Annotated in this window: 5 protein-coding genes; all 5 read right to left on the reverse strand. The window is 66.1% G+C overall.

The annotated features are described in order from the left end of the window. Positions 1–172: 172 nt before the first annotated feature. The 5 genes from ASF20_RS00330 to ASF20_RS00350 all read right to left on the reverse strand — a co-directional run bounded on the left by ASF20_RS00330 (position 173) and on the right by ASF20_RS00350 (position 14,512). Entirely contained in the window at positions 173–3,553 is a 3,381-nt protein-coding gene (locus ASF20_RS00330; RefSeq protein WP_056269613.1) for a maltotransferase domain-containing protein, read from the reverse strand. A gap of 169 nt (positions 3,554–3,722) precedes the next feature. After that, positions 3,723–8,624: a malto-oligosyltrehalose synthase gene (locus ASF20_RS00335; RefSeq protein WP_056269615.1), complete on the reverse strand. Its 4,902-nt coding sequence runs from the start codon at positions 8,622–8,624 to the stop codon at positions 3,723–3,725. Beyond that, a complete protein-coding gene (gene treZ, locus ASF20_RS00340; RefSeq protein ID WP_056269618.1) occupies positions 8,624–10,426 on the reverse strand; it encodes a malto-oligosyltrehalose trehalohydrolase in 1,803 nt (600 codons plus the stop codon). Before treZ ends, ASF20_RS00335 begins: the two co-directional genes overlap by 1 nt. A 497-nt stretch (positions 10,427–10,923) precedes the next feature. Next, the gene (gene glgX, locus ASF20_RS00345) at positions 10,924–13,023 is read right to left on the reverse strand and encodes a glycogen debranching protein GlgX (protein ID WP_056269622.1); all 2,100 of its coding nucleotides are present in this window, start codon (positions 13,021–13,023) and stop codon (positions 10,924–10,926) included. A gap of 67 nt (positions 13,024–13,090) precedes the next feature. Beyond that, entirely contained in the window at positions 13,091–14,512 is a 1,422-nt protein-coding gene (locus ASF20_RS00350) for a trehalose-6-phosphate synthase (RefSeq protein ID WP_055954941.1), read from the reverse strand. Between the last annotated feature and the right edge of the window lie 284 nt (positions 14,513–14,796).

Here is a 14,796-nt window from a genome sequence, read left to right on the forward strand (position 1 = left end):
CGCGTCGTTGCCTCATGCGTCGAGTTCAAGGGCGTGTCCGGGGCATCCGCACCACTCTCAGCGGTGAGACTGGCGAGCGCGGCGTCCGTCGGCGGGGTAGGCGCCGACAATCGGGCGACACGACGACGGCCCGCCTGGGCCGCCGGTTTTTTTGCTGACACGGGCACGCGGCTTACGCAACCCGGCTCGGGGCGCGAAGGCGCCAGATCACCGCCGAGCGCTCTGCGGGATCGAGGGCGATCCGGTGCGATTTCCCACGCAGCGCGAACTTGTAGCCGAGGAGCAGGTCCTCGACCTCGACCGCGCCGTCATCGGGCTGGCCGAGCAGCCAGAGCGGCACCTCGTAGGTGCATTCCTGGCGGTTGCGCGGGTCGAGGTTGACCAGCACGAAGATGCAGTTGTCCCCGTCCGGCGTCACCTTAGCGTAGCCGATAATCTGCTCGTTGTAGGCGCCGGTGAAGACGACGTTGCGGAAGTCCCATAGGGCCGGGTTGTCGCGCCGGATCTGATTCAGCTTGATGATGTGGTCGCGGATGTTGCCGGGGCGGTGGTAGTCCCAGGCCTTCAGCTCGTACTTCTCGGAGTTGAGGTATTCCTCCTTGCCTGGGTAGGGCTCGGCCTCGCACATCTCGAAGCCGTTGTAGATGCCCCAGACGCTCGACAGCGTGGCGGCGAGGGTCGCACGCACGACGAAGCCCGCCCGTCCACTGGTCTGCAGGTAGATCGGATTGATGTCCGGCGTGTTGGCAAAGAAGTTAGGGCGATAATATTCGCCCATCTCTCCGGCTAGCTCGGTCGAATAAGCAATCAGATCCTGCTTGGTGTCGCGCCAGGTGAAGTAAGAGTAGCTCTGCTGATAGCCGGCCTTGGCAAGCTTCTTCATCATCTTCGGCCGGGTGAAGGCCTCCGCGAGAAAAATTACGTCCGGGTAGCGGGCATTCACCTCGGCGATCATCCACTCCCAGAACGGGATCGGCTTCGTATGCGGGTTGTCGACGCGGAAGATCCGGGCGCCGAGCTCGGCCCAGCCCATGACGATGTCGCGCAGCTCGATCCAAAGGGACGGCAGCGCGCCACCGTAGAAGTGGACGTTGGAGATGTCCTCGTACTTCTTGGGCGGATTCTCGGCGAACTTCAGCGTGCCGTCGGGGCGCCACTCGAACCATTCGGGGTGGTTCTTGATCCAGGGATGGTCGGGCGAGCACTGGATCGCAAAGTCGAGGGCAATCTCCATCCCGTAGGCGTGGCTCGCCGCCACGAGGCGGCGGAAGTCGTCGAGGGTGCCGAGATCCGGGTGCACGGCCTCGTGCCCGCCCTCTTCGGAGCCGACCGCGTAGACCGAGCCCACATCCCCGGGCAGGGCCTTGAGGGTGTTGTTCTTGCCCTTGCGGTTGGTCTTTCCGACGGGGTGGATCGGCGTGAAGTACAGCACGTCGAAGCCGAGTTCGCGGATCTCCGGCAAGCGTCGGATCACGTCGTCGAAGGTGCCATGGCGGTCGACGTCCATCGACTGGGAGCGCGGGAAAATTTCGTACCAAGCCGAGAATCGGGCGGCGAGGCGGTCGGCGATCACCGGCACCTTCACGGGATAGCGCGAGAGGTTGTTGCGCGGGGCATGCCGACGGATCAGGTGCGCGTTGGCGGGCGCAAGCATGAGGTCGAGCTGCGCCGAAGAGCCAGTCGGCTGCGCCGCGAGTTCGCGCACGAGCGCCTTCAGTCGGTCGCCGTCCGGGCCCTCGGCGTTCTCCACCGCGCCCATCACGAAGTCCACGCCCTCGATGGTCTCCAGACGGACGTCGACCCCGGCGTCGCGCTTCTTCAAGGTGTCGCGGACCCAGGACGAATAGCCATCGCGCCAGGCCTGGATCGTGAACTCGTAGCGGGCGTTGCGAAGGAGCGGGAAGTGGCCGCCCCAGCGATCGTTGTCCACGAAGACCATGCGGTCGGCCCGCCATTCGGTCTCGCCGACCACACGCGAGAGAATCTCGGCGTCGATGATCTCGTGGCCGTCGCTGAAGATGTCGGCGGTGACGTGGACGCTCTCGCCGACGACGCGTTTGACCGCCGACCGACCGCCGTCGAGTTCCGGCATCACCGCCTCGATCACCACCCGTCCCTCACCGGTGGGCGTGCTCGGCTTCGGCTCAACCTGTACGTCCGCGCGCTCCGCGGCGAGAATGCGGACTTCTCCCGACGCCAGAGTCAGAGCGACGCCCGGGCGAAAATCGATGGGCTCCGCCTCAGGGGTCCGATCGACGAAATCGCCGAGCATGCCACCGGTCCGGGCCAGAAGGACACCGGGCTCCACTGGCACCGGAGCCTCCGTCGGATTGTACAGGACCAGCGTGGCGCTGCGCGCGGAGGCGCCATGTCCGGTGTCAGAGCGCAGCAGAGCCGCGTAGGGCGCGTCCGGCGAGGAGATGCGCGCCTGGGCGCCCTCGACGTTGGCAGCCGGAAGTTCGGCCCGCAGTGCGTTGATCGCTGCGATCGAAGCCGAGATGTCGATTCCGGTGTTCGATTCCCGCGCTTCCGGCGTCGTGTCGACCACGTGCAAGGCACGCTGGTAGCCCCATTCGTACCCGATCGGCATCAGCACACCGGCCGAGAAGAACGCCGACAGGGCATAGCGCGCCGTGAGATGACGGGCGATGGTCGCTGCGTCGCCGTCGAGGTCGGACGCCAAGCGGGCCATGTCGTGGTTCTCGGGGAAAGCGATCGAGGGCGCGATGACGCGCAGGCGCTCGTACTGGTCCAGCGCCCAGGATGCCTTCAAGTCCCACCAGGCGAAACTGTTGAAGAGGTAATCGAACCCGGCGCCGGCGGTGGATTGCGCCTCCTCGAAGGTGCAGCCGAGTGTCTCGGCCGCGAACAGGCAATCCGGCTCCAGCGCCTTGGCAGCACCGATGAGGTCGCGCCACACCGTAGCCGGGACCTTGTAGGCGGCGTCGCAACGGAAGCCCTGGACGCCGAGATCCTGCAGCCGATTGACGTAGCCCGACCAGAAGGCGGTGAGTTCGCGACGCGCACTGTCCGAATGATAGTCAAGTTCGGCAAGATCGCCCCAGACCGTGCGTATCGACGGATCGTCGGGGTCGACCGCGTAGGGGCTCTCGATCTGGCCTTCGGCATCCCGCACGAACAGGTCCGGACGCTGGCTGGCAAGGGGGCCATCCATCGCAGTGTGGTTGATCACGAGGTCCGTCATCACGCTGAGACCGTGCGCCGCAGCAGCGGCGCAGAACCGACGGATCTGCTCGTCGTCCGAAGTTCCGTCCTGGTCGCGGAAGCGCTCGTCCAGACGGTCCGGATCGGCCACGGCATAGAGGCTGCGCGACCCACCGGTCTGGTGGAAGGGATTGAGATAGACCCAGTTGAAACCGAGGGCGGCGATCCGAGGCAGTTCGGCGGTCCAGGCGGACACCCGGCCGACGAGAAGCGGGAAGAGGTTGTAGATGCGGGGCCCCTCGGCCCGGGGCGCGAGGGCGGCGGGAAGCGGCACCTGACCGGCGGCGGTCCGCTGGGCGGCGGTCGTTGCGGGACTGGGTGCGTTCATGCGTGCTCCATTTCGTCTCTGCATGCACGGCTCTGGACCCCGGCAGGGACCGCTTGAACCGGCGAGCGGCTGTCCCGAGAAGGCGAAGCCGTGACGGGGAAGGCCGATCCCTCCCCCGTGTCGATCGTGTCGGTGCGCCCTCGCCATGCGAGACGCGTTCGACGCGCCGTCAGCGGATCCGCTTCAAGACGGCATAGGGCAGACGCGCGAAGGCCCGTCCGAGTTCGATCCGGCCATCCTCGGCAGCAATCTCGTCGCCGGTGACGAGATCGATCCAGGCCGAGGCCGGCGTCACCGCCACGCCCGTGCCCGCAAAAGCCTCACTCGACCAGAGGTCCTCGCCGACGAGGCCCGAGACAAGGCGCGGGACCGCCACGACGAGATCGCCCTCACCCGTCGTCGCATCGGACCGTGTGAATGCGATGACATGCTCCGCCTGCGAACCGGACGCCGGAAGTGCCTGATAATCGGCGTCGGCGTAGAAGCTTGGGCGAGCGGCGCGGTCAGCCAGAAGCTTGGCAAGAGTCGCCTGCTTGACGCGCCCGTCCGTCCAGTGTGCCAGCAGGTCGGCGGCGGGCAGGCCCTCCTCGAGCGCACGGGCCAGGGCCGGATAGTTCACGGGGCGCCGGTTGTCGGGATCGACGAACGAGAAATCCCAGAACTCGGTCCCCTGGTACGTATCGGGAAGGCCCGGCAGGGTCGCCTTCAGCACGGTTCGGCCAAGACCGGCAATCATGCCGAGATGGGCAAGGCGCTTCGCGAAGGGGCGCAGCTGAGCCAGGAACGCCGACCCCGGCGCGATGAGCTGAGCGAAGAGAGCGTGGACCGCGCCCTCGTAGTCCTCGTCGACGTTGACCCAGCTCGACCGGCGCTTCGATTCACGCAGGGCCTTCTCGGCATAGGCGTCGAGGCGATGACGGAAATCCTCGATCGCCATGGGATCGTCCGCGTCGAGAAGCTCCAGCGGCCACGCACCGAGGATGGCCTGGAAGAACATCCACTGGTCGTTGGCGTCCGGCACCGGCTCCTTGTCGATCACCGTCAGGTGAGGCTGGGCGAGGTTCGTCCAGGTCTCCCACGCGGCGGCCCAATCCTGCGGGATTTCCGACAGGGCGAGCAGGCGGGAGCGGGCATCCTCACCGCGCTTGGTGTCGTGGGTCGCGGTTGTGATCATCGCGTTCGGCCAGTCGCGCGCCCGCGCCGCCTGGAGCGCATGGAAGTGCTCCGCGTCAAGGCCGTACTCGCCCGGATCGCCACCGACCTCGTTGAGGGCGAGGAGCTCCGCGAAACGGTAGAACAGCGTATCCTCAAGGCTCTTGGCCATCACCGGGCCAGTGAGCTGCTGGAAGCGGCGGCGGAAACGCAGGATCACCTCCGGGTCCGGCCTGCCCGGGCCCGTCACGTCGATGCGGCCGAGCATGGCGTCGGCGGCGAAGTCGTGCACGGAGCGGTCCGGCAGCGCACTCCAGCGCTTGGCCTTCTTCACCGCCGTCTCGATGAGGCGGATATCCTCGTCCTCGACATCGCTCTCGTCGAGGTCGCCCGGCAGGTAGCTGCGATAGGTCGGGAAGCGGGCGATGGTCTCGATGAGCGCCCGCCGGATGGCGTTCACCGAGAAGTCACGAGTCCGCCGGTCGGCATCGGCCACCGCCTTGAGGTCGGAGGTCATCACCTCGAGCTCGGAGGCGAAGCTGATCTCGAGGATCTCGGCCTTGGCGGCACGAAGCATGAACTTGTAGGGCTCGTCGAACTGCGTTCGGCTCTCGTAGAGCTTGCGGATCTCCGCGCGCTTACCCTTATCGACGAGAATACCGTCGAGCTGATTCAGGACGTCGTAGCCGGTGGTGCCCGCCACGGGCCAGGGCCGCAGACGCTCGCCGGGTTCGAGGATCTTCTCCACCACCACGTAGAAGCCCGGGCCGATGGCGGCCTGAAGAGCGCGCGCGTAGCCAAGGGGATCGGCGAGCCCGTCGATGTGGTCGATGCGCAGCCCATCGATCCGCCCGGCCGCGATGTGGTGGAAGATCGTCTCGTGCGATCGCCGGAACACGTCGGACTTCTCGACGCGCAGGCCAGCGAGGCCGTTCACGTCGAAGAACCGGCGATAGTTGATGTCGCTCGCGGCGATCCGCCAATGGGCGAGGCGGTAGGATTGCTGCTCCAGCAGGCGGTGCAGCGGGCCGAAGCTGTCGGGGTGCCCCTTGGCGCCGTTGAGAAGCTTCAGCGTGCGGCCGATCGCGGCCGCGATGGCCGGCGAGGCCTCGACGGCCTCCACGAGGCGATCCTTCAATTCCTCGGCCTCCGCCGGGAAGGCGCGACGGCGCTCGTCGGTCGTTTCCTCGCCCATGAGGCGCAGGCGCTCGGAGATGCCCAAGACTTCCAGGGCAGCTGCGTCCTCGATGTCGCCGAGGGCCGCAAGCGAGCGGTTCAGGATCGTCGGATACTGCAACGGGCAGATCGGGAATTCGTGCTCGTAGTGCCAGATGCTAAAGGCCCCCTTCTCCGGGTCGAACTTCAGCGCCAAAGTCCCCTTTTCCAGGGCCTCGCCGTAGCGATCGCCGAGGAAGGGCACCACAAGCTTGTTCTTGGCGCCGAGCCGTGACCAGTCGATGTCGAAGGCCTCGGCCGAGGGGGAGAGGCCACCCCATTCGAGCACGGAGAGCCACCAGGGATTGTCGGCGCCGCCCACGCCCATATGGTTCGGCACGATGTCGAGGAGGAGCTTCAGTCCGGCACCGTGCAGCGCGTCCGAGAAGCGAACGAAGTCCTCCTCGCCGCCGAGCTCCGGGTTGATCGTGGAGTGGTCGACGATGTCGTAGCCGTGCGTCGAGCCAGGCCGGGCCTTCTGGATCGGCGAGGCGTAAACGTGGCTGATGCCGAGCTTGGCAAGGTAGGGTACGATCTTCTCCGCATCCGCGAAGGTGAAATCCTTGTGGAACTGAAGGCGATAGGTCGATCGGGGGGGAGCCGATGCGAGGCGCGCGGCGCCCGAGCGCGGCCCGCGATCCTCGGCGGCAAGGGAGGCGGCGAGCTTGGCGAGGGGCCCCCCTGGGGCGGCGATGCTCTCCAGGGTGCGATCGAGCTTACGCCGCCAGTTCGGATAGCCTTCCGTCGAGCCCGGGACGTTGGCTTGGGACAGCTCGGACACGACGTCTTCGTACTGGACCGCCGTCAGCATGGACGGCGCGCGCCCAAGATAACGGGCAGCAGCCTCGAACGGCGCGGCCTCGGGCGGATCATAGCTCGGCAGCAGCTGTTCAGCAGCCAGCGCCTCGGTGAGGCGGGCGCGCTCCTCGACGCGCTCGCGGCGCTCCGCATCGGCCCGCTCGGAGTCGTAGAGGCCCAGCGCCTGACGCGTGTCGGTGTCGACGCCCCGCCACCATCCGACGAACGTCGGCAGGTCGTGCGTGGTGATGGCCGTGAGGGCATCGCGGGGATAGGCTGCCGGGGGCTTGAAGCGGGCGCCCTGCTCGCGCTCGAAGGCGAGGATCCGGTAGCTCAGGATGCCTGCCTGCATCAGGGCGTCTGAGAAGCCCTCCGGCGCAGTGCCAAGATCTTCCGCGATCACGAGGCACTTGGCGCGGTGGCTTTCCAGGCGCAGGACCGCGAGCATCGGCTCGAAAGGCATCGCGACGTAAGCCCCCTCCTTGGCCGAGCGTCCGACCGGGATCAGGAACAGGCGCGCGAGCTGGAAGGCGTGGTCGATCCGGATCGCGCCGGCGTGGCGCATGTTCGCCACCACCAGGGCGCGGAAGGCCGCGAGCCCGTCGCGCTCCATCTCCAGGGGATGGAAGGCTGGCAGGCCCCAATCCTGACCCTTCGGCGCCAGAAGGTCCGGCGGTGCCCCGATGGAGACGCCGTTCGCGAACCGCTCGGGATGCGACCAGATCTCCGAGCCGCCGCGGTCGGCGCCGACGGCGAGATCGCGGTAGAGCCCGAGACGCATGCCGGTGGCGAGCGCGGTGTTGGATGCGTCCTCCAGTTGGCGATCCGCAAGGTACTGCAGCCAGATGTGGTAGGTCACGGTCTCGGCGTGGCCTTCGGCGAAGGCGCGCACGGCGGGCGTCCCGTTGCGGCGCATCTCTTCCGGCCAGTCACCGAGCCACTGGGCGCCCTGTGCCTGATAATGCTCGGCGAGCGCCTCGAAGGTGCCGTGGGCTTCGAGATCCGGGCCGCCGGCGGCCCGGAAGGCGATAAAGCCCGCGTCCATCCCGTCGCGCGCCGCGGATTCCTGCCAGAGGGCCTGAAGCACCGGCGAGAGCACGGCCCAGATGCCAGCATGCTCGACGAGCTTGGCCTCGCGCAGGCTCTCCACGCGATCCGCCATGGAGGCGAGGAGAGCGGCCGCCTTCGAGCCGACGAAGCCCGGCAGGACACCGGGCTCGATGAACAGGGTCTCGAGAAAGAGCCGTGACGACGGCGAGTAGGGCGAGATCTTGGTGCGGTCGGTGGCGAACAGCGCGTGGACGGGGCTGAGGCCCAGGAAGGACGCACCGCGCAGGCCCGCAGCCCGCGCTGCCCGCCCCGCATCGGCGTAAGAGCCGATCCCGAGGTTGTCGGGTGAGCGCAGGCCATAGAGTTGTGCCGCGAGCCCCCAATCGCGGGCTCCCTCATCGGCGTAGGCCCGCGGGCGCCAACAGCGCTGCGGCGCCGAGATCACCCAAGCATCCGAGCGATGCTCACCAAGCGCGACGGAGAGGCGGTGATAGCCGGGAGTGAGTGGCGGCAACTCGAAGCTGGAGCCCGTGACCGCGACACGACCCTCGCGGTGATGCCCACGCTCGTCGACCAGACGCCAGGACAAGGTCCCGCCGGCGCCTGCCACCTGGATCGGGACACTCGTGGCGCGGCGGGCTTCGGCTGGCAGCAGCGGCGGGATCAACCCGCTCCGCACGGTCGAGACTTCGGAGAGGCTCGCGGCGATATCCGCATCGGTCTCGGCGGGATAGCCGAGGGCGGTGATCATCCCGCGCCGGACGTCAAGAGCGGTCTCCACCGGCTGCCCGAAGGCGTCGGTATAGCCGGCGGCGACGCCAAGGAGGTCGGCGAGGCGTTCGAGGTCGCGGCTCATCAGTTCACACCCGTCAGGAAAACACCCGTCCAAGACGGAAGTACGATCGATCCGTTGCCCATCCCGCTCGACCAGATGACCTGACCGCTCCCACGCTCGACGGTAAAATCCTCGCTGCCGACATTGGCCACGAAGCGAAGCCAGCCGCCCGCGTAGGTCCAGGTACAGTCGACGATGTCGGGCCGCGGGAGGGTCGTCTTCGCGCCGAGGTAGCGGGTCTTCGTCAGCGGCACCACGCTCTGATGACGGATCTGAAGCAGGTTGCGCGTATCGGCGAGCACCGCGCGGTGCGGCGCATCCGAGCGCTCGGACCAGTCGATCCGCGAATCCGTAAACGTCTTCGCTTCGGTGGGGTCCGGGATCACCGACGTGTCGTCGGCGAAGGCGGCGAAGCTGTTGAACTCCCGGCGGCGGCCCTCACGAACGGCCTTGTTCAATTCCCCGTCCGGCGCGAAATCGACGAAAAACAGGAACGGCGCGGTCGCCGACCACTCCTCGCCCATCCACAGCATCGGGATCTGCGGGCTCAGGATCAGCCCGGCCCGGGCAAGCGCAAGCTTCTGCGGATCGCAGAGGTCGCTCAGTCGCTCACCCAACGCCCGGTTTCCGACCTGATCGTGGTTCTGCAGGAAGGTGACGAAGGCCGAGGGCGGCAGGTGGGCTGAAGGCTCGCCGCGCGGATGGTTGTCGAGGGTCGGGAACGGCTCGCCCTGATAGGCGAAGCCTTCCGACAGGCAGCGAGCCAGATGCTCAACCGGCTTGTCGGCGAAGCTAGCATAGTATCCGGCATCCTCGCCGGTCAGCAACACATGCCAACAATGATGCAGATCGTCGGCCCATTGTGCGTTGTGCTGGATCGCCTCACCCTGCGGATCGCGCTCAAGCCAGCGGGCTTGGTTCGCTTCGTTCTCGAGAACAAGGTGAATGTGGCGGCCGGGCAGCCTTGCACGGATCGTCTCAGCGAGTTCTCCAATGAAGTGCTTCTCGGAATCGTCGAGAATCGCATGGACCGCGTCGAAGCGGAGACCGTCGAAATGAAACTCCTCGAGCCAGTACAGGGAATTCTCGATGAAAAAGTCGCGGACAACGCGTCCGCTGGTCTCGCCGTCGAAATTGATTCCGGCGCCCCAGGGCGTCTGGTGTCGTTCGGTGAAGAAGGTCTTGGCGTAAGCGTTGAGGTAATTCCCAGCCGGGCCGAAATGGTTGTAGACGGCGTCGAGGAATACCATCAACCCGAGGGCGTGCGCCTTGTCGATGAGGCGCTTCAGGTCGTCCGGTCGGCCGTAGACGCTGTCCGGCGCGTAGGGCAGCACCCCGTCGTAGCCCCAGTTGCGGGTGCCCTTGAAGTCGGCCAGCGGCAATAGTTCGATGGCCGTGATGCCGAGGTCGCGCAGATCCTCGAGCTTGCCCTCCAGCGCCGCATAGGTGCCTTGCGGCGTTGCCGTCCCGACATGGAGTTCGTAGAGCACGACCTCCTCCCAGGGGCGTCCGGTCCAGGCGCTGTCGGTCCAATCGTAGGCGCGCGGATCGATCACCTCGCTGAAGCCGGAGACGTCGTCGGGCTGAAACCGCGATGCCGGATCCGGTACGACGAGATCGCCGTCGATGCGATAGCCGTAGCGCGCACCACCGCCGGCGTTCGGAACCGTGAGCCGGCGCCAGCCTGCACCGGCTTCCGGCATCGGATGGTCGGCCCCGTCGAGGACCAGGCTCACTTCCTGGGCCGTCGGCGCCCAGAAGGCAAAGCGAACCCCGTCCTTCGTCACTTCGCTGCCGAAAGCCATGCTGTGGGCGCGCTGCATCAAGCCACCATCTTCCGTCTCTCGCACGCTTCGGGGGGACATGAGCGTCCGTCGCACCTTGCAGAAGCCGGCGCGCACCGTGTTGTTCCCTGCGGGATCACCGTCGAGGTAAGGCGTGGCTCGGCAGCGACAACCACCGGCCGAAAGAGTTTTGTGCACCGCACCGGCTTCTCGGCGTCAATACGGGCACGGTCCGACATTTGCCTCATGCGCGACGGACACGCTCGCCCCTGCTCTGAGATCCGAAATGAAAGAAACTGTTGCAGTCCTGGTCCTGGGGAGGGCCAAGCTCAATTTCGCCCGGAAGGGTCACGCAGAGCGATGCTGGGACGCCGACGGCGCCGACGCCCACCCGACCTCCGAATGCGCTTTGCTACCGCTTTCGAATTCCGAACGCGAAGAGTTCCTCGAACAAGCGCGTCATGAGCTGTGCCATGAGGGATCGGTGGGATGAGCCCTCGTCCGAGCCCCGACGACGATTTCGATCCGCCCTGCGCTTATCCCCGATACGCCGAAGCCGGCCTCGCGCGCAGGACGTAAATTGCCTGCGAATCGAGGCGGATCCCGGCCCCAGGCGGAAACAGAGCCTGTCCGGCCGGTACCGCACCGGTCTGTTTGGTGGTGTCGAAAACGAGCGTCCAGGGGCCGCCGATGATCGGCGCCAGGGTGAAGTCGCAGGGCTCCTCAGCCGCGTTAACGAGGATCAGCAGGCGATCCGCCTGCGGTAGGTCATTCCCGATCTGCATGCCGAAGGCTTGCCGCTCGGAATCCGCCCAATCGCCATCCGCCATCTCAGTCCCGCCCGGGGCAAGCCAATGAACGTCCCGTAGAGGCCCGTCATCGACCAGTGCTCCAGTGAGATAGTCGCGCCGACGAAGGGCGGGCTGCTCGCGGCGAAGGCGTGTCAGGTTGCCGACGAAGGTCGTGAGGCTGAGATCGGGATCGTTCTCCCAGTCCATCCAGCTGGTTTGATTGTCCTGCGCGTAGGCATTGTTGTTGCCGCGTTGGCTGCGCGAGCGCTCATCGCCCATAAGCAGCATCGGCACGCCCTGCGCGAGGAACACTGTCGCCAGGAGATTGCGCTTCTGACGGGCCCGCAGGTTAAGGATGACTGGATCGGTGGTCTCGCCCTCGACGCCGTAATTACGCGAGAGATTGTGTCCATGGCCGTCGCGATTGTCCTCACCATTCGCGAGGTTGTGCTTCTCCTCGTAGGCTACGACGTCGGCCAGGGTGAAGCCATCATGAGAGGCGGCGAAGTTGATGCTCGACAGCGGCCACCGCCCGGAGGCCGCGAAGATTTCGCGTGAGCCGGAGAGACCCTGCGTGACCTTGGCCAGGGTGCCGCGATCGCCGCGCCAGAAGCCCCGGATGCTGTCGCGGAACTGATCGTTCCACTCGCTCCAGCCGCGGGGATAGCCTCCGAGCTGATACCCCCCTGCGCCGATGTCCCAGGGTTCGGCGATCATCTTCACGTGGGCGAGGACGGGATCCTGCGCGACGGCCTGAAAGAAGGCCGCCTTGGGGCTGAAATCATACGGGTTGCGACCGAGACTCGTCGCCAGATCGAAGCGGAAACCTGCGACGCCGTAGGCGGTCACCCAGTGCCGCAGGGAGTCGAGCACCATCTGCATGACGCGCGGATGGTCGAGGTCGAGGGTGTTGCCACAGCCGGTACAGTCGATTTCCTCGCGGCGATTGTCCGGTTTCAGCTTGTAATAACTGGCGTTGTCGATGCCGCGGAACGACAGGGTTGGGCCGGTGTGATCGGCCTCCGCCGTATGATTGTAGACGACGTCGAGGATCACTTCGATCTCGGCGGCGGCGAGCTCGCGGATAGCCGCCCGCAGGCCGCCGATGCCGGCCGGGCCGCGGTAGCGTGGATCGGCGGCGAAGTAGTTCAGGGGCGAGTAGCCCCAGAAATTCACGAGGTTCTTCTCGACGAGGAAACGGTCGTCGGCGAAGGATTGAATCGGTAGGAGCTCGATGGCGGTGACGCCGAGTTTCAGAAGATGCTCGATGATCGCCGGATGGGCGAGCGCCGCATAGGTCCCGCGTGCCGCCTCCGGCACGTCCGGATGGGTCTGCGTGAGTGCCTTGACGTGCGCCTCATAGATCACCGTCTGCGACAGCGGTCGTCGAACCGGGCTCACCGCGAGGTCGGGCACCTCCGGCGGCGCCACGATGCCACGTGGCATGAATGCGGCACTGTCGCGCCGGTCGATCTGCTCCGCGCGCTGGAGTCCGCGGCGGTGACCGTAGAGCGAATCATGCCAACGGATGCGGCCTTGAATGTCTCGGGCATAGGGGTCGAGCAGCAGTTTGGCTGGATTGAAGCGGTGGCCCTGAGCCGGATCCCAGGGACCGTGGACGCGGTAGCCATAGAGCTGGCCCGGGAATACGCCGCGCAGGTAACCGTGCCAGACGTCGTCGGTGCGACAGGGTAGCCGGATTCGACGAGTTTCGTGGCGTTCGCCAGGATCGAACAGGCACAGGTCGACGGCCGTGGCATTCTGCGAAAACAAGGCGAAGTTGACACCGCGCCCGTCGAAATGCGCGCCGAGCGGCGCCGGCACGCCGTCATCGACGCCGATCATGTGGTCAGTTGCGATCAAGAATCTGGTGTCGTCCCGGGTTTAGGCGTCGCCGGACGACGCCGACAGATCATTCCGCAGCGGCGGCGGTACGGGGCGGCTCACGCTCGATCGTTCGAAAGTTCTCGAGTTCCGCCATGAAATTGCGCGCCCACCAGTCAACATCCTCGCGCGTCATACGCTCGACCATGGGCTTCCAGCGCTCGAGGCGCTCACCGCGTGGCATGTAGAGCGCGGTACGAATCGCCTCCGCGACTTCGAAGCGGTCATAGGGATTGACGAGAAGCGCCTCGGGCAACTGTCGGGCCGAGCCAGCGAATTTCGACAGCACAAGAACACCGGGATCCTCTTCCGTCTGCGCGACGACGTACTCCTTGGCGACAAGGTTCATCCCGTCGCGCATCGGCGTAACGAGACCGACGCGTGCAGCCCGATAGAGTCCGGCGAGGACAGGACGGGGATAGGCCTTGGTGACGTACTGGATCGGCGTCCAGTTCGGCTCGCCCAGTGTTCCGTTGATGTGTCCGACGGTCTCGTTCACCTCGCGGCTGAGGTCCTCGTATTCCGGAACTTCGGTCCGGGATTTCGGGGTGATCTGAAGATAGACCACGTTCCCGCGCTGGTCCGGGTTGGAGGCGAAGAAACGGTCCACCGCCTCCATCCGCTCCGGCACACCCTTGGAATAATCCAGGCGGTCGACGCCGATCAGCAGCTTGCGCGTCCGCAGGCCCGCCATCGTCTCGCGGACGGTACGGTTGGACCCGGCATTCTCGGCCGCTTCCTTGAAGCCAGCCACATCGATCCCGATCGGGAAGCTGCGGATGCGCGTGCGGCGGCCGTCCACCATGAGGGAGCCACCGCCGAGGGGAATCGCTCGAAGCTCGTCGATGAGATTGCGTGTCAGGTTGTGGACGTCCGGATCGGTCTGCAGACCGATCAGATCGTAATCCGCGATGCCGCGCAGAAGATCGCCACTGGCGGGGAGCGTGTTGAACACGTCTGCCGCCGGCCACGGGATGTGATGGAAGTATCCGATCGGATTGGCGATCCCGAGCCCGCGAAGCTCGGAAGCCAGGGGCAACAGGTGGTAGTCGTGCACCCAAATGATGTCGTCGGGTTCGACGAGGTTCGCGAGAGCTCGGGCGAAGATGCGGTTCACACGCTGATAACCGGCATAATCGGAGCGCGAGAAGGCTCCAAGGCCGAGCCGGTAATGCATGATCGGCCAGAGGGCGCGGTTGGCGAAGCCGCTATAATACTCCCGATGGTCCTGCGGTGACAGATCGACCACGGCGTAACTGATATGCCCCCGATCGATCAGGGTCGGTTCGCTGGATGGATTCTCGACGACATTGCCGCTCCAGCCGAACCAGAGGCCTTCATAGGCGGTGAACGCCTCTTTGACGGCCACCGCGAGGCCACCTGCCGCAACGGCTTTTCCCCCTTCCTCGGGGATTGCAACGCGGTTCGATACGATGACGAGACGTGCCACGAAGCCGGCTCCGGTCCTCACGGGTCCCGCGCAGAATTGCGCGCGACCAGACTGATACATTGGGTGAACGCGCGGAAGCCGAGCGCGATCCGTCGGTGCAGCCAAGCGCGTTCGATGGACCCGGGTCAAGACCTGAATGCGTGGGGTTCACGGCAAACAAACCCAGTTCAAAACCCGTCCTGTCTCATTCCGGCGCCCGGCGTTGCATCTCGCAGACATCGCCGAACACCCTACCGAACACCGCAACGCTCAAGCTTTCGCGCCTTGCCAGACCGCGGCTGAAC

The sequence above is a fragment of the Methylobacterium sp. Leaf88 genome (assembly GCF_001422795.1).
Lineage (GTDB): Bacteria > Pseudomonadota > Alphaproteobacteria > Rhizobiales > Beijerinckiaceae > Methylobacterium.

What these genes read in the sequence shown, in the direction of transcription:
- ASF20_RS00330 (WP_056269613.1), bottom strand. Translation starts at nt 3,553, where the DNA reads ATGAACGCACCCAGTCCCGCAACGACCGCCGCCCAGCGGACCGCCGCC.
- ASF20_RS00335 (WP_056269615.1), bottom strand. Translation starts at nt 8,624, where the DNA reads ATGAGCCGCGACCTCGAACGCCTCGCCGACCTCCTTGGCGTCGCCGCC.
- treZ (WP_056269618.1), bottom strand. Translation starts at nt 10,426, where the DNA reads ATGCAGCGCGCCCACAGCATGGCTTTCGGCAGCGAAGTGACGAAGGAC.
- glgX (WP_056269622.1), bottom strand. Translation starts at nt 13,023, where the DNA reads ATGATCGGCGTCGATGACGGCGTGCCGGCGCCGCTCGGCGCGCATTTC.